Below are 20,222 nucleotides of genomic sequence, written 5' to 3' on the forward strand. Positions count from 1 at the left end.
CGCGCTTTCCACCTTCAACCGCGCTGTGCGGCCCGTTCGTCGAGCTGGCGCTGCACCTCGCGCCGCTTGTTGGCAAGCGAGGCGATGATGACGCCAATCGCCACAACGGCAATCAGGATGGTGCAGGCGGCGTTGATCTCCGGCGTCACGCCGAGGCGAACCTGGCTGTAGATCTTCATCGGCAGCGTCGTAGCGCCCGGCCCGGAGGTGAAGCTGGCGATGACCAGATCGTCGAGCGACAGAGTGAAGGCCAGCATCCAGCCGGACACGATGGCCGGCATGATGACCGGCAGCGTGATCTGGAAGAAGGTCTTCACCGGCGTTGCGCCCAGATCCATTGCGGCTTCCTCAAGCGAGCGATCGAAGGTGATGAGGCGCGACTGCACGACGACAGCGACGAAGCACATGGTCAGCGTGATGTGGGCGAGCGTCACGGTGAGGAAGCCGCGGTCGAGGCCGACAGCAACGAAGAGCAGCAGCAGCGACAGGCCGGTGATGACTTCCGGCATGACCAGCGGCGCAAAGACCATGCCTGAAAAAAGCACCCTGCCCTTGAAGCGCGTGTAGCGGGTCAAAGTGAGTGCAGCCAGAGTGCCCAGCACCGTCGCAACGGTGGCCGAGATCAGGCCAACACGCGCCGTCACCCAGGTCGCGTCCATGAGGCCCTGGTTGTGGAACAGCGAGACGTACCATTTGGTCGAGAAACCGCCCCAGACAGTGACCAGTTTCGACTCGTTGAAGGAGAAGACGATGAGCAGCACGATCGGCAAATAGAGAAAGGCAAAGCCAAGCACGATCGAGGTGATGTTGAAGCGGCTCCAGGTGGTGTTCATGAGGTCACCTGTCCATTTCTTGAGCGCGCGCCTGAGCCCGCTGGAAGAGCATGATCGGCACGATCAGCAGCAACAGCAGGATGACGGCCACGGCCGACGACACCGGCCAGTCGCGATTGGCGAAGAACTCGTTCCACAGCGTCTTGCCGATCATCAGCGTCTGCGATCCGCCGAGCAGGTCGGGAATGACGAATTCGCCGACGGCCGGAATGAACACCAGCAGACAGCCGGCGATGACGCCGGGTAGCGACAGCGGGAAGGTGATCTTCCAGAAAGCGCTGGTCGGCGGGCAGCCGAGATCCTTGGCCGCCTCGATCAGCGAATAATCCATCTTCTCGAGAGCGGAATAGAGCGGCAGCACCATGAACGGCAGGTAGGAATAGACGATACCGATGAAGATTGCCGTATAGGTGTTGAGGATGATCAGCGGCTGGTGGATGACGCCGGTGGCAAGGAGCAGCTGATTGAGCAGCCCTTCGGGCTTGAGAATGCCGATCCAGGCGTAGACGCGGATCAGGAACGAGGTCCAGAACGGCAGGATCACCAGCATCAGCAAGGTTGGGCGGATGGTTGCCGGCGCGCGCGCCATGCCGTAGGCGATCGGATAGCCGACTAGCAATGTCAGGACCGTCGAGATCGCGGCGATGATGACGCTGGTCACATAGGCGTTGAAGTAGAGCGCGTCCTGCGTCAGCCAGGTGTAGTTGTCGAGGCTGAGCTGTTTCAACTGGGCAAGGAACCCGGAAATGCCGCCGCTGAAATCGAGTGCCGGCGTATAGGGCGGAATGGCGATCGCCGTCTGCGACAGCGAGATCTTGAAGACGATGACGAACGGAATGAGGAAGAAGAACAGCAGCCAGACATAGGGGATGATGATGACCAGGCGGCCAAAGAAGGCAGCGCCCAGCCTGGCGAGGGCGGATTTGCCGGCATTGGTTGCCGGAGAGGCTGATGCGGTGGTGACGGCGGCGCTCGACATGCTCGCCCCCTACCGCGTCAGCACGACGCCGGCATCCGGCCGGAAGGAAACCCAGGCCCGGTCGTTCCAGCTCAACGGATCCTCGGTGATGCGGGCCGCGTTCATGGTGCTCGCGCGCACCACCTGGCCGTCGTCCAGCCTGACGTGATAGACGGTCATGTCGCCGAGATAGGCGATGTCGTAGACCTCGCCCTCGATCGCGTTGACCGCCTCGGCCGGCTTCTTCGACGACACCTTGATCTTTTCCGGCCTGATGGCGAAGGTGACGGCCGTCCCGGCGCCGGCGGTACCGGCATTGTCAGTGCGGATGGTGATGCCATTGCCGGCATCGATGCTGGCGCCGCCCGCCTCGCCACGCGCGATCTTGCCCTCGAACATGTTCACATTGCCGACGAAACCGGCGACGAAGCGCGACCCCGGCGCCTCGTAGACTTCGGCCGGCGTTGCCACCTGCATCACCTCGCCCTTGTCGATGATGGCGATGCGATCGGCCATCGTCATCGCCTCTTCCTGGTCGTGGGTGACGACGACGAAGGTCAGGCCGAGGTTCTGCTGCAGGTCCATCAGTTCGAACTGCGTTTCCTCGCGCAGTTTCTTGTCCAATGCGCCGAGTGGCTCGTCGAGCAGCAACACCTTCGGCCGCTTGGCGACCGAGCGGGCGAGCGCTACGCGTTGGCGCTGGCCCCCGGACAGCTGATGCGGCTTGCGCTTGGCGAACTGCTCGAGCTTGACCAGCTTCAGCATCTCGGCAACGCGCGACGCGATCTCGGGCTTCGGCATGCCGTCCTGCTTGAGGCCAAAGGCAATGTTGTTCTCGACCGTCATGTGCGGGAACAGCGCATAGGACTGGAACATCATGTTGACCGGCCGCCGGTAGGGCGGGATGCCACGCATATCCTGCCCATCGAGCAGGATGCGGCCGGCTGTCGGCTCCTCGAAGCCGGCGAGCATCCTGAGCAGCGTCGATTTTCCGCAGCCAGAGGCGCCGAGCAGAGCGAAGAACTCGCGCTCGAAGATGGTCAGCGACAGATTGTTGACGGCGGTGAAGTCACCGAACTTCTTAGTGACGTTGTCGAACTGGATGTATGGCTTGGCGTTCGGGTCGTTCCACGGCGCAAAATCCCTGCGGATGCTGCCAAGCGATTTCATGTCCCACTCCGTCCTGATTCTTGCTTCTTGCCCCAGAAAGAATGGTCCCGGCAGGTGGCTGCCGGGACCATGTCAGATTGCTTACTGGCCAGTAACGATCTTGGTCCAAGTGCGCGTGATCACGCGCTGGGTCTTGGGATCGTATGGCGAGACGGTGTAGAGCTTCTGTATCGTCTCGGCATCGGGATAGACCGAAGGATCATCCAACAGTGCCTTGTCGACGAATTGCTGCGACGCCTTGTTGCCGTTGGCGTAGAGCACGTAATTCGACGACTTGGCGATAACTTCCGGCTTCATCATGTAATTGATGAACTCGAGCGCCTCCGCGACATGCGGCGCGTCGGCAGGGATCGCCATCTGGTCGAACCACATCTGAGCGCCCTCCTTCGGCACGGAATAGCCGATCTCGACGCCTTGCTTGGCCTCGACCGCGCGGTTGCGGGCCTGGAACACGTCACCCGACCAGCCGACCGCCAGGCAGATATCGCCGTTGGCGAGCGCGTTGATGTATTCGGAGGAGTGGAACTTCCTGATATAAGGCCGGACCTTGAGCAAAGCCTCCTCGGCCTTGGCGATGTCATCTGATGACGTGCTGTTCGGGTCGAGGCCGAGATATTTCAGTGCCGCCGGGATGATGTCGGCTGGCGAGTCCAGCACATAGACGCCGCAGTCCTTCAACTTGGCTAGGCTGTCGGGATTGAAGAAGACATCCCAGCTGTCGATCTTGTCGGTGCCGAGTGCCGCCTGCACCTTCTTGATGTTGTAGCCGAGACCAACGGTACCCCACATGTAGTTGACCGAGTATTCGTTGCCGGGGTCATATTTGGCGGTGCGCTCCGAAACCGTGTCCCACATGTTGGAAATGTTCGGCAGCTTCGACTTGTCGAGCTTCTGGAACACCCCGGCCTGGATCTGGCGCGCAAGGAAATTGCCGCTGGGCACGACGACGTCATAACCGCTGCCGCCAGCAAGCAGCTTGGTTTCAAGGATTTCGTTGGAATCGAAGGTGTCGTAGACGACCTTGATGCCGGTTTCCTTGGTGAAATCGTCGATGATCGAACTGTCGATATAGTCCGACCAGTTGAAGACGTTGACGACACGGTCTTCGGCGTGACCGCCGACGGTGAAAAGCGTCAGAAATGCCGAGGTTGCCGAAAGCCAGAGCGCTTTGCGGATCATGCTATTCTCCTTTGGTGAGTGTTCCTTCGCCGGCTCGTCGCGGAAGCCGCGCGACCGGGCATTTGTTTCAGACTATTGAGCTTTCCAAGGGGCGACAAGCGCGAACTGCCGACACTATGCAGGCGGTTCGATGAGCGACAAGAGATTGCTCTGTGTCCCTGCGGCGGCTTGGGAGGCGTGCCTATGCCGTCAGAGGCTTTCGCCATGGCGCGGGCAGAGATACGACGATATGGTCCGGTCTCGATCTGACCGGCTGGGAGACTTGGCAAGATACGCCTGTCTTGTTGTTGCCGTATTCCCAGCCTGCCCGCGCGGCTACGAAGTTGTCAATGGCAAAGCTGCGCGCCGCCTCAATTAGGCGATGGCACCCCGGTGACCCCAGCGCGCTCGGGCCGTGTTTGGCGCTTGAATTCGAGCCCGATATGGACAAGCAACGCCGTCACCACCACCGCGCCACCGATGATGGTGCGCGCCGACGGCACCTCGGAATGGATGAGCCAGACCCATATCGGGCCGAGGATCGGCTCGAACGTGCCGAGCAGCGCCGCGATGGCTGCCGGGATCAGCCGTGCGCCGGTGGCGAAGAACGCGAGACCAACGCCGAGATTGACCACGCCGAAAGCAAAGAGAAAGCCCATGTCACTGACCGATACAGCGAATGTCGATGCCTGTGAGGCGGCAAAGCCTGCCGCAAGCATGGTGCCGAGGCACGTTGCCGGCGTCATGCGTACGCTGGAAAACCGCCGGGTTATGACTGTGGCGATCGAGAACATGATCGCGATCAACAGCGCCAGCCCGTCGCCTATCGGCGAAACGGCGCCATCAAGCGATTCCGACACCATGATGGCGCCTCCGGCAATGACGGCGGCAATCGCCACCCAGGTCGCGGCACCAACCCTTTCGCGAAACAACGCCCAGGCAAACAGCGCCGCCAGCAACGGCACGCCGGCCTGCATCAACAGGATGTTGGCGACGGTGGTGTAGGTAAGCGCCACGACGAAGGCGGTCGATGCTGTGGCGAAGCAGATCCCGACGGCAAGGCCGGGCAGGCCCATGTCGCGGAACATTTTCAGCATGCCGCGCCAGCCGTCGCGCCAGACCATGAAGCAGATCAGGAAGGCGGCCGCCCAGACGGAGCGCCAGAAAATAACCGTCCAGCTGTCGCCGGCGGTGATGAAGCGGGCGATGGTGCCGCCGAAACTCCACATCAGCGCCGACAGGAACACCAGCAGGAAGCCGATGCGCTCCTCCCGCTGCGGGACGGTCGAGGAAGCAAGGATCGGCGATGATGCGGTGTCGGTCATGGGCGCGACTGTCGGGCTTTTGTGGACGGGACGATGCGCAAGGGACGACGAAAAGGTGCCCTGTTCGCGTAACGCAAAGATGCCGGCTGGGGGTGAGCCAGCGACCGGCGACAATTGTGGCACCTTGCCGTGGCGTTACTGGAAATCGAAGGCGCTCAAGCCCGTCACCATCTCGTCGAGGCCAAGCGGACGCGTCACCGGTGGTTCGGCGCGCGCCAGGCAGCCGACGCGTTCGCAAAGCCGGCAGGCAGGCCCGACCGGCGTCGCCGCTACACTGCCGGCCTCGGCCTTTGCGGAGGTAACCACGCCGGGCAGTGCCGCGCCGTAAATGATGTCGTCACGAAAGCCGATGTCGCAACCGAGCAGCAACGCGGTGCGGCGCGGGCGTTCCGAGAACGCGCCTTGCGGCCCTTCCAGCGTGCGGGCGATGCACAGGAACTCGGCGCCGTCGGGCATTTCCACTGCCTCGACGAAGATCTGGCCGGGCTGGGTGAAGGCAACATGCACGGGCAGTTTGGGACAACCGCCGCCAAAGCGGCTTTGCGGAAAGCCCTGGCTGCCGGCCTTGCGGAAGCGGTTGCCGGCATTGTCGACCTCCAGCATGAAGAACGGCACGCCTGAGGCACCCTGCCGCTGCAGCATGGTCAGCCGGTTGGCCACCTGTTCGAAGGAGACACCGAAGCGCGAACGCAGGACGTCGATGTCATAGCGGGCGCGCACGGCAGCCGCGTGAAAGGCCTGGTAAGGCATCATCAGTGCATGCGCCGCATAGCGGCCAAGTTCGAAGCGGGCCAGCCGGCGTGCTTCGTCGGTGGTGAGTTTGAGCGCCTGGATCTCGCCGGCGATCGCGACCGTCATGCGGATCAGACAGGCCTCCATCGCGACTTCGCGCAACTGGTCGAACGGCGACAGGCGTTCGGACAGGAACAGGCGCTGCGAATGACGGTCGTAACGGCGGCGCCAGTTCGGCATGGTGGCGACCGGCAGCACCTTGACGACGATGCCGTATTCGCGCTTCAGCCAGGCCTTCAGCGCACCGAACAGGTCGTCGCCGGGATCGAGCACCGAGGTGAACGCCGCGGCCTCCTCCTCGAGGGCTACAAAATGGTTCGGCCGGCGCTCGAAAATCTCGTGCACCTCGTCGATCGGCAGGCGGGCGCCGGAGAGCGCCGTCGCCCGACCCTCGCGCGCCAAAAGCTCGTTGAGGTCGGACAGGCGCTCGGCCTGCTCGCGATAGGCGCGGAACAGCTTTATCACCGCCGCGGACGCGTTGGGCGCCGCATCGGCAAGCTCGATCAACTCCTGATCGCCCGGCAGCTCGCCGACCAGCAGAGGATCGGTGAACACCTCCTTCAGGGCCGCGACAGACCCTCTTGCCTCGCCCTGCAGTTCGTGTGGGTCTACCTTGTAGACGGACGCCAGTTTCAGGATCAGCTGCACCGTCAGCGGCCGCTGGTTGCGCTCGATCAGGTTGAGATAGGATGGCGAAATGCCAAGGCCCTCGGCCATCGCCGTCTGAGTCAGGCCCTTGGCGTTGCGGATGCGGCGGATGCGCGGCCCGGCGAATATTTTCTGGTCAGCCATCGACTATCCTTGACAGAATTTACACAAATTTCGCGGCGATCTCGCCGCGTCGTGCTTTACAAGCGTGACAAATTTACAGCGCAGGCCTGTCAAACGCAACACAGGTTTTCCTTTATATTTTAGCGATTTCCTTGATTCTTCTGGCTCATTTCGCGCCGCAATGTAAATTCAGTCATATTCCGGCGCACAGATGATTGATGCCCGGACCTAGGTGCAGAAACCGTTCGGAGTGACCAATGACTGATTTTTACAACCTCGTCCCATCGGCGCCGGAAGGTCGCTTCGACGGTATCGAACGGCCCTATTCCGCGGCGGATGTGAAGCGGCTGCGCGGTTCGGTGCAGATCCGCCAGAGCCTCGCCGAAATGGGCGCCAACCGGCTGTGGAAGCTCATCCACGAGGAGGATTTCGTCAACGCGCTCGGCGCCATGTCCGGCAACCAAGCGATGCAGCAGGTGCGCGCCGGACTGAAGGCGATCTATCTGTCCGGCTGGCAGGTTGCCGCCGACGCCAACACGGCTGGCGCGATGTATCCGGATCAGTCGCTCTACCCGGCCAATGCGGCGCCGGAACTGGTCAAGCGCATCAACCGCACGCTGCAGCGCGCCGACCAGATCGAAACGTCCGAAGGCAACGGGCTTTCGGTCGAGACCTGGTTCGCGCCGATCGTCGCCGACGCGGAAGCCGGCTTCGGCGGACCGCTCAACGCCTTCGAAATCATGAAGGCCTTCATCGAGGCGGGCGCCGCCGGCGTCCACTATGAGGACCAACTGGCGTCGGAAAAGAAATGCGGCCATCTCGGCGGCAAGGTGCTGATCCCGACCGCGGCGCACATCCGCAACCTCAACGCCGCGCGCCTGGCGGCGGACGTGATGGGCACGCCGACCCTGGTCGTCGCGCGCACCGATGCGGAAGCCGCAAAGCTGCTCACCTCCGACATAGACGAACGCGACCAGCCTTTCGTCGACTACGGCGTCGGGCGCACGGTAGAAGGTTTCTATCATGTCAGGAACGGCATCGAGCCCTGCATCGCCCGCGCCATCGCCTATGCGCCTTACGCGGATCTGATCTGGTGCGAGACCTCGAAGCCCGACTTGGTGCAGGCCAAGAAATTTGCCGAGGGCGTGCGCAAGCATCACCCCGACAAGCTGCTCGCCTACAATTGTTCGCCATCGTTCAACTGGAAGAAGAACCTCGACGACGCGACGATCGCCAGGTTCCAGAAGGAGCTCGGCGCCATGGGCTACAAGTTCCAGTTCATCACGCTCGCCGGCTTCCACCAGCTCAACTATGGCATGTTCGAACTGGCGCGCGGCTACAAGGCGCGGCAGATGGCGGCCTATTCCGAGTTGCAGGAGGCGGAGTTCGCGGCCGAGGCCAATGGCTACACCGCGACCAAGCACCAGCGCGAGGTCGGCACCGGCTATTTCGACGCCGTGTCGATGGCGATCACCGGCGGCCAGTCGTCGACCACCGCCATGCATGAATCGACCGAGCACGCGCAGTTCAAACCGGCCGCGGAATAGCGGATCACAGAAATACAGAGGAAACGCCCAACAGGGCTTGGAACACAAGGAGAAGACCAATGGCATCGATAAGCCGTGTCAAGGAACGCGCCGAGGAACAGTCCACGACGATGAGCGTCGATCAGCAAGCGACGATCCGCATGCTGGCCAACGACCTGCACCGCCTCAACCAGTCGGTGATGAAGGCGGTCGAGGCGGGCGTCTCGGTTGAGCTCGTGCGCTCGGCACGGCATCACGGCGGTGACGGCAACTGGGGCGATCTGCTGATCCCGGTGATCGTCACACAGCAGAGCCACGGCTGATCGAAATCATTGCAACCGACCCATCACCTGCGCAGCCTCTGCGCAGGTGAATTTTCTTTTCATGAAATTCACGTGTGGACAGTTGAGTACAGTAGCGTTGCTTTAAATTCACTGCTCCCGGAGATGATTTCGGGTCCTTTTATTTCAACTTGACATGGGTAGCGATCTCACGCCAATTGCGCCTGAGATTCAACTCTGCATTGAAATAGGGACGAGCTTCTTGGCCGACTTGTGTGCCCAGTGAATCGCGAAGGCGAGACTCCAAGACATCCGAATCTGGTGACCCGCGACACAAGCACCGAGACGATCCGTGATCCGTCGCAGGTGCTTGTCGTCGGCAGATCGCCAGTCAATCGCGTGGTGATTTCAAAGATCGTCGAGCGATCCGGGCTCAAGCCGATTTCGGAATCTCCCGACACGGCGGCAAGGATCTTGCGGTCCCTCATTCCCGGCGCGGTTGTCCTTGACGGCGGCGCCGACAACAAGGACTGCGACAATCTGATGTCCAGCATCGCCGCGTTGCGGCGGGCCTCGGGCAAATCACAGCCACCGGTGATCCTGCTTTCAACCAAGAATGGCACGACGGAAAGCCTGGGCCTGTCAGATATCATCGACGTAGTGGTCGCCAAGCCGATCACGCCCGAACGGTTGCAACCGGTGATCGATCGCCTGATCGGCCGCTAGAGCAATTGCAGGAAAAGTGTGTCGGCGGTTTTCCGTCCGGAAATGCGAAAACAAATAGCTGGATCCGGCGATCAGCCTGCACTCACGATGCTTTCAACCAGTCCGGGCAGTTGTCCGAGATCGGATATCTGGCGGAACCGCGGTTCGGCAGCCGGCGCCTCGACATGCTCCAGCACCCAGGTCAGTTCATGCGGCACATGGACACCCCAACCGCCGGCCTCGATGGCCGGCACCACGTCCGACTTCAGCGAGTTGCCGACCATCATGCTTTTCGCCGGACCATCGCCGTGGCGGCTGAAGAGCCTGCTATAGGTGGCAGCACTCTTGTCGCTGACGATCTCGACCGCATCGAACAGATCGCCCAGGCCAGAGCCAGTCAGCTTGCGCTCCTGGTCGAAGAGGTCGCCCTTGGTGATCAGCACAAGGCGGAATGCGCCGGCAAGCTTCTCGACAGTCTCGCGCGCGTGCGGCAGGGCCTCGATCGGATGGCTCAGCATCTCGCGGCCGGCATCTAGAATTTCCGATATGACCGATGCCGGCACGCGGCCTTGCGTGACCTCGACCGCCGTTTCGATCATCGACAGGGTAAACCCCTTGATGCCGAAGCCATAGACGGCGAGGTTGCGCCTTTCGGCCTCCAGCAATCGTGCCGAGATGTGCTCCTCTTCGCCATGATCGGCAAGCATGGCGGCAAAGCGCTTTTCCGTCAGGCGGAAGAACTGCTCGTTCTGCCAGAGGGTGTCGTCGGCGTCGAAGCCGATCGTCGTCAGTTTGTTGTCGCGCCGCATTCAATTTCTCGATTAAGATTGGGGGCCTCGATTGGAATTGGGACGGCCGAAACTAAGCCGATTGGAGCGATTTTCAACCGCGTCAGCCAATGCCCGACGCGGCTCCCCTTCCCTTCCATAGGGGCGCACGGCTATACTCCACAATCCGCAACCCAATCTGGTGAATGATGCCGCCTGCAAAAAAGGAAGTCCGTCCGTCGAGCCGCGGAGGACGTGCCCGCACGCCTGCCTTCGTGAAAAACCAACGGGGCGTCAAGAACTGGAAGGAAGTCAGCGCCTGGCTGGAATGGCGCGGCATCGAGGACATCGAGTGCATCACGCCCGATCAGGCAGGCGTCGCGCGTGGCAAGATGATGCCATCGAAGAAATTCACCTCCAACACCTCGCTAGCACTGCCGTCGGCAGTCTTCATGACGACAATTTCCGGCGGCTACCCCGAGGATGGCAACGGCTTCCATTACCCGGAAGACGACGGCGACCTCAAACTGATGCCGGACCTGTCGACGCTGACAGTGGTGCCCTGGGAAGAAGACCCTACGGCCGCGGTCATCTGCGATCTCGTCCACCAGGACGGACGCTCGGTCGAATTCACGCCGCGCAATGTGTTGAAGCGTGTGGTGGCTGCCTATGACAAGCTCGGCCTGAAGCCGGTGGTGGCGCCCGAGATCGAGTTCTACCTGGTGCGCAAGAATCCCGATCCGGACTATCCGCTGACCCCGCCGGTCGGCCGTTCGGGACGCGCGATCGGCGGCGGCGCCGGCTATTCGATCGCTGGCGTCAACGAATTCGACGAATTGATCGACGACATCTACCATTTCTCCGAAAGCCAGGGCCTGGAGATCGATACGCTGATCCACGAGGAAGGCGCCGGCCAGCTGGAGATCAATCTGCGCCATGGCGACCCGATCGAACTGGCCGACCAGGTGTTCATGTTCAAGCGCACCATTCGCGAGGCAGCACTCAAGCACGAGATCTATGCCACCTTCATGGCCAAGCCCATCCAGGGGCAGCCCGGCTCCGCCATGCACATCCATCAGTCGATCATCGACAAGAAGACTGGACAGAACATCTTTTCGGCCGAGGACGGCTCGGAAACCGAAGCCTTCTTCCATTTCATCGGCGGCATGCAGAAGCATGTGCCGAACGCGCTGGTGATGTTCGCGCCCTATGTCAATTCCTACCGCCGGCTGACACAGGCGGCGTCGGCGCCGGTCAACAACAAATGGGGCTATGACAACCGCACCACGGCGTTTCGCGTGCCACGCTCGGATCCGGCGGCACGGCGCGTCGAAAACCGCATCCCGTCCTCCGATGCCAACCCCTATCTGGCGCTGGCGGCATCGCTTGCCTGCGGGCTGATCGGCATCACCAACAAGATCAAGGCCGAGCCTCCGGTGCTGACCACCGCCAATGCGGACGAGATCGACCTGCCGCGTGGCCTGCTCGAAGCCGTCGACCTGTTCGAGGGCGACGAGGAACTCTGCGCGCATCTGGGCAAGTCGTTCGCCGCGACCTATGCGGCGATCAAGCGCGCGGAATTCGAGACTTTCATGGAAGTGATCAGTCCGTGGGAGCGGGAGTATCTGCTTCTCAACGTGTAGGGGAATAAGGGAGTAGGGCAGTAGGGCAGCCAAGATTGAATCGTACAGGGATTTAATTGTCTGGCAGCAAGCTATGGATCTGGCGGTATCGATCTACGAAACAACCAGAGCTTGGCCAAGGGATGAGCTTTACGGACTGACGACTCAGGTACGCCGTGCAGCCACCTCCGTTCCCGCCAACATTGCCGAAGGTTACGGGCGCGAAAGCCGAGCTTCCTATCAGCAATTTCTCAGGATCGCCCAGGGATCCCTCAAGGAACTGGAGACCCATCTGCTGATCGCGCAACGCGTCGGAATCGCCTCGCACGAGACGGTCGAACCATTGATGACCCGCAGTGAGAGCGTAGGAACGCTCTTGCGGCTTCTGATCCGAAAACTGTCACCGGAATAGCCCCACCTACTGCCCTACTGCCCTACTGCCCTACTGCCCTACTGCCCTACTGCCCTACTGCCCTACTGCCCTACTGCCCTACTGCCCTACTGCCCTACTGCCCTAGGACTTCTCATGCCTTACCAATCCCCGATCTCCCCCGGCCGCTCCTGGTACGAGGACACAGCCGGCCCGAGACCTGAATACCCGGCGCTGGATGGCGACCGGACATGCGATGTCGTCATCATCGGGGGCGGCTTTACCGGTCTGTCGGCGGCAACCCATCTGGCCAAGGCGGGCACCAATGTCGTGCTGATCGAGGCGTATCGCTTCGGTGATGGCGCCTCGGGGCGCAATGGTGGTCAGCTCGGCACCGGCCAACGCGCCTGGGCAGAGGAGCTGGAAGCCGAGTATGGCTTCTCCCGCGCCAAGGCGCTGTTCGATCTCGCCGAAGAGGCGAAGACGCATCTCCTCGAATTCACTGCCGCCAACCAGATCGATATCGACTATATGCCGGGCCAGCTCTCGGTGGCGCACAAGCCGCGCTACGTCGACGACTACAAGGCGCATGCCGAGACCATGGCGAGCCGTTTTTCCTACCCGCATATTTCGTTCATGGATGCCAAGGAGACGGCGGAGCGGTTGGGCTCGACCGCCTATTTCGGCGGGACGCGCGACACCGGCACTGGCCACATCCACCCGATGAAGCTGGTGATCGGCACGGCGCGGGTGGCAGCGCAAGCGGGCGCGCAGCTGTTCGAGGGAACCCCATCGACCGGCATCATTTCCAATGGCGGCAAGGTCAAGGTTTCGACACCGAGAGGCACGGTGACCGCGCAGAAATGCCTGATCGCAGTCAATGCCTATGGCGGCACGCTCGAGCCGGTGAGTGCGGCGCACATCATGCCGATCGGTTCCTTCATCGGCGCGACCGTTCCTCTGGGCGCGGACTCAGACGTGCTGCCGGGCGGCGAGGCGGTCGACGATTCCCGCTTCGTCGTGCGCTATTTCCGCAGATCGAAGGACGGGCGATTGCTGTTCGGCGGACGCGAGGTTTATGGCGTCAACGATCCGAAGGACATCCACATCCACATCCGCCGCCAGATCGCGGAACTCTATCCGGCACTCAGGGATGTCGAGATCACGCATGGCTGGGGCGGCTATGTCGGCATCACGGTGCCGAGAAAGCCGTTCGTGCGCGAAGTGATGCCCAATGTGATCTCGGCCGGCGGCTATTCCGGCCACGGCGTCATGCTGTCCAACTTCTTCGGCAAGCTCTATGCCGAAACCGTTGCCGGCAACCGCGACCGGCTGAAGCTGATCGAGGATCTGAAAATCCCGCAGTTCCCCGGCGGCCGGCGCTTCCGCACGCCACTGCTGTTCCTGGCGCTCAACTGGTTTGCGCTACGGGACAGGATATAGAGCCTGTTCCGTCCCGACGGAAACAGGATCGGTTCCATCTGCTGGTTGGCATGATTTTTGGCGAGGGCCTGAAGCCACTTTCGGGATCCTGCCTCAGGCTGGACAGGATCGTTCTGAATTCCTGTAATATTGCTGTAATATTTGTTGCCGTAGCGGCACATTGCAGAATCCCCGGCAAAGGTGCAGAATCGCAGGGAAGGCGTAGTGATGCCACAATCGCCGGCAAAAGATGCCGGTTGTGGGCGACTGACGGGGAATTCTGCGGGCTTGCCCGCTTTGGTTTCTTGGGACCGATGCAGATCTGGCGCCAGGTTCTTGGCATTCGATCGAAAGAACATCGGCCCGCTTATGGAGGTGGCAAGAGTGAGAGAGCCCTTCAGTTTCGGTACGCCGGAACGTCGGCGCTTTGCCATGCAGTTCGGATATGACATGCGGCCGTCCTTCTGGCAGGAAGTCCGTTCGAATTCGCATCTGGTGATCGCCGCGATCGGCACCGCCGCACTGCTTGGCGTCGCCGCGGTGGCACTGTGGCTGGCTTTGCCGGCCAATGACAGGCAGGCGGCCGCGAGCCCCGAGCAGACCATTCCGACCATTCCGGTGAAAACGACGAAAATCGCCCCGGTGGGGGCCGCAGTCGCTGCGGCGGCCGTGCCGCAGGCGCGCAAGTCCGACGCGGTTTCACCAAGTGTGGCGGCCGCGCAAACCAACGTACAAGCACTCGCGGCCAACGATCCTCGTTGGACCGGTTCGCAGCCGAAGGCTGCATCCGCTTCGGACGCGCCTGCTCCCAGCCAGATGGCGAACCAGGCCGAACAGGCGCCGGACAAGCCGACGGCGGCATTCGTGCAGCCGGCAACCGATACTGATGCCAGCACCGAACTCGCCAAGGTTGCCGCGCCGACCGCAGCGGCGGGCAGCCATCCCGATGGCGCACAAACCGCAGCCATCCCCACGGTGCAGCCGCAAGTGCCGGAGCAGCAGCCCGCGGCGGCGGAAAGCGACGGCAGCCAGGCCAAGGCGAAGCCCAGGAAGCTCGCAGCCGCCGGAACGGGGCGTATCCTGAGGACCGTGACCATGCGAAGCGGTCCGAAGAAAAATGCCGCCGCCATCGGCACGGTGCCGGCGAGAACCTCGGTGCAGGTAATGAGCTGCAAGCAATGGTGCCAGATCACCTACAACGGCAAGACCGGCTGGGTCTACAAGAGCTACATCAAGACCGGCGCCTGACAGCCACCGCAACCTGTCGCCGAAACGCTGGCTGCGTTGGCGTACCTCTTGTTTTGGTGCATTTCGTTGCCCCAAAATCGCTTCGCACTTTTGGGCGACATACACCAGGCTTTCAGATACAGCGGCCGCCGTCGACCTCGATCGCCACACCGGTGATGAAGGCCGCCTCGTCCGAGGCAAGCCAGAGCGCTGCGTTAGCAATGTCGAGTGGCGTCGAAAGCCGGCCGAGCGGGATCGATGCCCGAAACTTCTCGCGGATTTCGGGCGTATCGGCACCCATGAACTTCTCCAGCATGCCGGTCTCGCCGGCAACCGGACAGAGGCAGTTTACGCGGATGTTCTTCGGCGCGAGTTCCACCGCCATCGATTTGGTGGCGGTGATCGCCCAGCCTTTCGACGCATTGTACCAGGTGAGACCCGGTCGCGGCCGCAGACCTGCGGTGGAGGCGGTGGTCAGGATGACGCCGCCGCCTTGCCGTTCCATGATCGGCACCACGGCCAGCGCCGCGTGATAGATCGCCTTCATGTTGACCGCGGTGATCAGGTCGAAGGTTTCCTCGTCGACATTGAGCATGTCGCCGTTGCGATGGGTGTAGCCGGCATTGTTGACCATGATGTCGATGCGGCCGAAGGCGCTTTTGGCGGCATAGACCATCTCGTCGAATTCGGAGCGCAGCGAAACATCCGTCTGGGTCCAGATCGCCGCTTCACCAATATCGCTGGCGACGCGCTCCGCACCCTTGGCATTGAGATCGGCGACAACGACCCTGGCGCCCTCCTCGGCAAAGCGCCTGGCGATGCCCTCGCCAAAGCCCGACGCGGCACCAGTGATGACGGCAACCTTGTTTTCCAGACGCATGTTTTTCCCGCTCATGACTGGTGACGGTCTACCAGTGCGCCAACGGCGCTCATCCGCGCAAAGCCACGGCTTCTGACCGGATTGGTCGAAAGATGTGCGGTCATTGCCGATTTCTCCTTTGGCTTTCGCCTCGATCCCGCTCTATGCTGCAACTGCGAAGGCTTCCGGAGCCGCGCCTGTCGACAAGCCCCCAGGTCATCGGACTGTCAAGGGGCAGGCGCATACACCCAGATGTGACACCATGGCACTGGAAAATTTAAATCGATTAGATTATATCAGCCGCGTCACAGCGACCGGCGTCAAAGCGGACAGACCATGACCAGCCAGATCATCCCCGTCGACCCTTTCGACTTCATCATTTTCGGCGGCACCGGCGATCTGTCGGAGCGCAAGCTTCTGCCGTCGCTCTACTATCGCCAGCGCGACCATCAATTCTCCGAGCCGACGCGCATCATCGGCACGTCACGCTCGAAGATGAGCGATGAGGAATTCCAGGCCTTCGCCAAGCAGGCGATCTCCGAGCACGTCAAACCGGCCGATATCGACGCCAAGGAACTGAAGACCTTTCTGGCACGCCTCTCTTATGTCTCGGCCGATGCGACAAGCGGGGCCGGATTCGACAAATTGAAGAAGGCGATCGGCGACAGCGACCGCATCCGCGCCTTCTACCTGGCGGTGGCGCCAGCGCTGTTCGGCGATATCTCGCATAAGCTGAAAGAGCACAATCTGATCACGCCGAACTCCCGCATCGTGCTGGAGAAGCCGATCGGCCGCGACCTTGCCTCGGCGCAAGCGCTCAACGACCTGGTCGGCGACGATTTCCACGAAAGCCAGATCTTCCGCATCGACCACTATCTCGGCAAGGAGACGGTGCAGAATCTGATGGCGCTGCGCTTTGCCAACGCGCTGTACGAGCCGCTGTGGAACTCCGCCCATATCGACCACGTGCAGATCACCGTGGCCGAGACCGTTGGGCTGGAAGACCGCGTCACCTATTACGACAAGGCCGGCGCGCTGCGCGACATGGTGCAGAACCATATGCTGCAGCTCTTGTGCCTCGTCGCCATGGAAGCGCCGTCGTCGATGGATGCAGACGCGGTGCGCGACGAGAAGCTAAAGGTGCTGCGGGCGTTGAAGCGCATCAACGGCAACGAGGCGCCGAAGCACACCGTGCGTGGCCAGTACCGCGCAGGCGCCTCGGCCAGCGGAGCTGTAAAGGGCTATGTCGAGGAGCTTGCCCACGACAGCAACACCGAGACCTTCGTCGCCATCAAGGCCGAGATCGGCACCTGGCGCTGGGCGGGCGTTCCGTTCTACCTCAGGACCGGCAAGCGGCTGGCGACCAGGGTTTCGGAAATCGTCATCGAATTCAAGCCGATCCCGCATTCGATCTTCGGCGACAGCGCCGGGCCGATCTTCGCCAACCAGTTGGTCATCCGGCTGCAGCCCGACGAAGGCGTCAAGCAGTTCATCATGATCAAGGACCCGGGTCCGGGCGGCATGCGGCTGCGCCAGATCTCGCTCGACATGAGCTTCGCGCAATCCTTCGATGGCCGCGCGCCGGATGCCTATGAGCGGCTGATCATGGATGTCATCCGTGGCAACCAGACCCTGTTCATGCGCCGCGACGAAGTCGAAGCGGCCTGGAAATGGATCGATCCGATCCAGAACGCCTGGGAAAGCGCCAGACAGGAAGCGCAGGGCTATACGGCAGGCACCTGGGGTCCCTCGGCCTCGATAGCGCTGATCGAACGTGACGGGCGGACATGGCACGAGAGCAATTGAACAGCGCCGCCTATAGCTGGAACGGCTTCGCCGGGCGCCAGGAATTGGCGGCGGCGCTTGCCGGTCATGTCGCCGGCCGCCTGACCAACGCAATCGCCGAGCGCGGCACGGGGCTGCTCGCCGTCTCCGGCGGCACTACGCCGGCAAAATTCTTCGCCGCCCTTTCGGCGATACCCATCGCCTGGGACAGGGTGATCGTGACGCTGGTCGACGAGCGCTTCGTGCCAGCCTCCTCGCCGCGTTCCAACGCCGGCCTGGTGGCCGCCAATCTGCTGCAGAACGCGGCCAGGGCGGCGCGCTTCGTGCCGCTCTATCACGAAGCCACCAGCATCGAGGATGCGGCTTCATCCGACAATGCGGCGCTCCAGTCCCTGCCCTGGCCGCTCGATGTCGTCGTGCTCGGCATGGGGCCGGATGGCCACACCGCCTCGTTCTTTCCCGATGCCGACGACCTGGCAACGCTGCTCGACCCGTCTTCCGACAGGATCGTGCTGCCGGTTCATGCGGCAAGTGCGGGCGAGCCGCGGCTGACCCTGTCGCTGGCGCGCATCGTCAATGCCGGCTTCATCGCGCTGCACATCGAAGGCGAGGACAAGCGCACCGCCTTCGACAGCGCGGTGGCACCTGGACCGCGAAAGCCAATCCGCGCCGTGCTCGACGCCGCACACAAGCCCGTAGAGGTTTTCTGGGCCCCCTGATTTGAACTTGCTGAGGGTCCCGGCGGACAGCCGGATTGTGTTCCGGGACCTCGCCTGAAAGGACCGACACCATGACCGCCAGACGCGACATCGAAGCCATCACCGAGCGCATCCGCCAGCGTTCAAAGCCAGGCCGCGAGCGCTATCTCAGCCGCATCGCCGAGGCATCGAACCGCACCGCCAACCGGGCCGTGCTGTCGTGCGGCAATCTTGCTCACGGCTTTGCGGTGTGCAGCCCCTCGGAAAAGCTGGCGCTGGGTGCGGACAAGGTGCCGAACCTCGGCATCATCACCTCCTACAACGACATGCTGTCGGCGCATCAGCCGTTCGAGACCTTTCCGGCGCTGATCAAGGACGCGGCACGCGAAGCCGGCGGCATCGCGCAGGTGGCCGGTGGCGTGCCGGCAATGTGCGATGGCGTCACGCAAGGCCAGCCCGGCATGGAGCTGTCGCTGTTTTCGCGCGATGTCATCGCCATGGCCGCGGCGATCGGCCTGTCGCACAACATGTTCGACGCCGCCGTCTATCTCGGCGTCTGCGACAAGATCGTGCCGGGGCTGGTGATCGCAGCCCTCACCTTCGGCCATCTGCCGGCGGTGTTCATTCCGGCCGGGCCGATGACGACCGGCCTGCCCAATGACGAAAAAGCTAAGGTCCGCCAGCTCTATGCCGAGGGCAAGGCAGGACGCGCCGAACTACTGGAGGCCGAGTCCAAATCCTACCATGGGCCAGGCACCTGCACCTTCTACGGCACGGCGAATTCCAACCAGATGCTGATGGAAATCATGGGCCTGCACACGCCGGGCGCGTCCTTCGTCAACCCCGGCACGCCGCTGCGCGAGGCCTTGACCCGCGAGGCGACCAAGCGGGCGCTGGCGATCACCGCGCTGGGCAACGCCTATACGCCGGTCGGCCGGATGATCGACGAGCGCTCGATCGTCAACGGCGTCGTCGGCCTGCATGCCACCGGCGGTTCGACCAATCACACCATCCACCTGATCGCCATGGCTGCGGCGGCCGGCATCGCCATCACCTGGCAGGACATTTCCGATCTTTCGGAAGCGGTGCCGCTGCTGGCGCGGGTCTATCCTAATGGTCTCGCCGACGTGAACCATTTTCACGCCGCCGGCGGGCTCGGCTTCCTGATCCGCGAACTGCTCGACGAAGGCATCCTGCACGAGGATGTGCAGACGGTATGGGGCGAAGGCCTGCGGCCCTACGCGGTTGAAGCAAAGCTTGGCGCCGATGGCAGCGTCGTGCGCGAAGCCTCGCCGCGGACAAGCGGCGACGAGAAAGTGCTGGCGCCGTTCAACAAGGCGTTCCAGGCGACCGGCGGCCTGAAGGTGCTGTCGGGCAATCTCGGCCACGCCGTCATCAAGACTTCCGCCGTAAAGCCGGAGCGCCGCATCATCGAAGCGCCGGCCAAGGTCTTTGACAGCCAGCAAGGGCTGAATGAAGCGTTCAAGGCAGGCACGCTGACCGGCGATTTCATCGCCGTTATCCGCTTCCAGGGACCTAAGGCCAACGGCATGCCGGAACTGCACAAGCTGACCACCGTGCTCGGCATCCTGCAGGATCGCGGCCAGCGCGTGGCGCTGGTCACCGACGGGCGCATGTCGGGCGCCTCCGGCAAGGTGCCGGCGGCGATCCACGTGACGCCGGAAGCGGTCGAGGACGGTCCTATCGCCAGGATCCACGAGGGCGACGTTATCCGGCTGGACGCCGATGCAGGCACGCTGGAAGTGTTTGTGCCGGCACCGGAATTCGCACTACGCCGTACGGCGGAAGCTGATCTCATCGGCAATGAATTCGGTTTTGGCCGCGAGCTGTTCGCTGGCTTCCGGCAATTGGTCGGCCGCGCCGATCATGGCGCCAGCGCCTTCGGCACGGCTTGATGGGATCACCATCCTGCCCATGAAAAAGGGCGGCTCG

The 20,222-nt window shown here is 62.4% G+C and carries 18 protein-coding genes; 10 read left to right on the forward strand and 8 right to left on the reverse strand.

The features are described 5' to 3' along the window. Positions 1-14: 14 nt before the first annotated feature. The 6 genes from C8D77_RS27780 to C8D77_RS27805 form a co-directional block, all read right to left on the reverse strand. On the reverse strand, positions 15-833 hold the full coding sequence (locus C8D77_RS27780; RefSeq protein ID WP_109670225.1) for an ABC transporter permease: 819 nt from the start codon (positions 831-833) through the stop codon (positions 15-17). Positions 834-837: 4 nt separating this feature from the next. Further along, positions 838-1,812 carry an ABC transporter permease subunit gene (locus C8D77_RS27785; protein ID WP_109670228.1) on the reverse strand — a complete coding sequence of 325 codons (975 nt, stop codon included), beginning with the start codon at positions 1,810-1,812 and terminating at the stop codon, positions 838-840. 9 nt (positions 1,813-1,821) lie between these two features. Beyond that, positions 1,822-2,961: an ABC transporter ATP-binding protein gene (locus tag C8D77_RS27790; RefSeq protein ID WP_109670230.1), complete on the reverse strand. Its 1,140-nt coding sequence runs from the start codon at positions 2,959-2,961 to the stop codon at positions 1,822-1,824. 81 nt (positions 2,962-3,042) lie between these two features. Further along, a complete protein-coding gene (locus C8D77_RS27795; protein WP_109670233.1) occupies positions 3,043-4,140 on the reverse strand; it encodes a polyamine ABC transporter substrate-binding protein in 1,098 nt (365 codons plus the stop codon). 350 nt (positions 4,141-4,490) lie between these two features. Beyond that, complete coding sequence (locus C8D77_RS27800) at positions 4,491-5,444, reverse strand: DMT family transporter (protein WP_109670235.1); 954 nt, start codon at positions 5,442-5,444, stop codon at positions 4,491-4,493. A 135-nt stretch (positions 5,445-5,579) separates the two neighbouring features. Next, entirely contained in the window at positions 5,580-7,028 is a 1,449-nt protein-coding gene (locus C8D77_RS27805; protein WP_109670238.1) for a helix-turn-helix domain-containing protein, read from the reverse strand. A gap of 236 nt (positions 7,029-7,264) precedes the next feature. On the opposite strand from C8D77_RS27805, the gene aceA reads away from it, so the two are divergent. From aceA to C8D77_RS27820, 3 genes are all read left to right on the forward strand, one after another. Further along, a complete protein-coding gene (aceA, locus tag C8D77_RS27810) occupies positions 7,265-8,554 on the forward strand; it encodes an isocitrate lyase (protein ID WP_109670241.1) in 1,290 nt (429 codons plus the stop codon). A gap of 59 nt (positions 8,555-8,613) precedes the next feature. Further along, positions 8,614-8,856: an SMc00767 family acetate metabolism repressor gene (locus tag C8D77_RS27815; RefSeq protein WP_006202762.1), complete on the forward strand. Its 243-nt coding sequence runs from the start codon at positions 8,614-8,616 to the stop codon at positions 8,854-8,856. Between the two features lie 279 nt (positions 8,857-9,135). Beyond that, on the forward strand, positions 9,136-9,540 hold the full coding sequence (locus C8D77_RS27820; RefSeq protein WP_425453766.1) for a response regulator: 405 nt from the start codon (positions 9,136-9,138) through the stop codon (positions 9,538-9,540). Between the two features lie 71 nt (positions 9,541-9,611). Here C8D77_RS27820 and C8D77_RS27825 read toward each other — a convergent pair whose 3' ends face one another. Beyond that, a complete protein-coding gene (locus C8D77_RS27825) occupies positions 9,612-10,328 on the reverse strand; it encodes an HAD family hydrolase (protein WP_109670247.1) in 717 nt (238 codons plus the stop codon). A gap of 164 nt (positions 10,329-10,492) precedes the next feature. Here C8D77_RS27825 and C8D77_RS27830 point away from each other — a divergent pair, with 164 nt between their 5' ends. The 4 genes from C8D77_RS27830 (at position 10,493) to C8D77_RS27845 (ending at position 14,948) form a co-directional block, all read left to right on the forward strand. Next, a complete protein-coding gene (locus C8D77_RS27830; RefSeq protein WP_164548587.1) occupies positions 10,493-11,929 on the forward strand; it encodes a glutamine synthetase family protein in 1,437 nt (478 codons plus the stop codon). A 34-nt stretch (positions 11,930-11,963) separates the two neighbouring features. Then, on the forward strand, positions 11,964-12,320 hold the full coding sequence (locus tag C8D77_RS27835; protein WP_281040328.1) for a four helix bundle protein: 357 nt from the start codon (positions 11,964-11,966) through the stop codon (positions 12,318-12,320). Between the two features lie 114 nt (positions 12,321-12,434). Next, on the forward strand, positions 12,435-13,721 hold the full coding sequence (locus C8D77_RS27840) for an NAD(P)/FAD-dependent oxidoreductase (RefSeq protein ID WP_109670593.1): 1,287 nt from the start codon (positions 12,435-12,437) through the stop codon (positions 13,719-13,721). Positions 13,722-14,084: 363 nt separating this feature from the next. Further along, positions 14,085-14,948: an SH3 domain-containing protein gene (locus C8D77_RS27845; protein ID WP_164757879.1), complete on the forward strand. Its 864-nt coding sequence runs from the start codon at positions 14,085-14,087 to the stop codon at positions 14,946-14,948. Between the two features lie 112 nt (positions 14,949-15,060). Here the strand turns inward: C8D77_RS27845 and C8D77_RS27850 are convergent, their stop codons facing one another. Continuing rightward, on the reverse strand, positions 15,061-15,807 hold the full coding sequence (locus C8D77_RS27850) for an SDR family oxidoreductase (RefSeq protein WP_109670597.1): 747 nt from the start codon (positions 15,805-15,807) through the stop codon (positions 15,061-15,063). A 315-nt stretch (positions 15,808-16,122) separates the two neighbouring features. Here C8D77_RS27850 and zwf point away from each other — a divergent pair, with 315 nt between their 5' ends. The 3 genes from zwf to edd all read left to right on the forward strand — a co-directional run bounded on the left by zwf (position 16,123) and on the right by edd (position 20,185). Beyond that, positions 16,123-17,592: a glucose-6-phosphate dehydrogenase gene (gene zwf / locus C8D77_RS27855; RefSeq protein WP_109670254.1), complete on the forward strand. Its 1,470-nt coding sequence runs from the start codon at positions 16,123-16,125 to the stop codon at positions 17,590-17,592. Continuing rightward, positions 17,574-18,290 (forward strand): 6-phosphogluconolactonase, encoded by a 717-nt coding sequence (pgl, locus tag C8D77_RS27860; protein ID WP_109670257.1) that lies wholly within the window; start codon positions 17,574-17,576, stop codon positions 18,288-18,290. The genes zwf and pgl overlap by 19 nt, the downstream gene beginning before the upstream one ends. 71 nt (positions 18,291-18,361) lie before the next feature. Beyond that, complete coding sequence (edd, locus tag C8D77_RS27865; protein ID WP_109670260.1) at positions 18,362-20,185, forward strand: phosphogluconate dehydratase; 1,824 nt, start codon at positions 18,362-18,364, stop codon at positions 20,183-20,185. The last annotated feature ends 37 nt before the right edge of the window (positions 20,186-20,222 follow it).

This window comes from Mesorhizobium loti (assembly GCF_003148495.1).
GTDB lineage: Bacteria > Pseudomonadota > Alphaproteobacteria > Rhizobiales > Rhizobiaceae > Mesorhizobium > Mesorhizobium loti.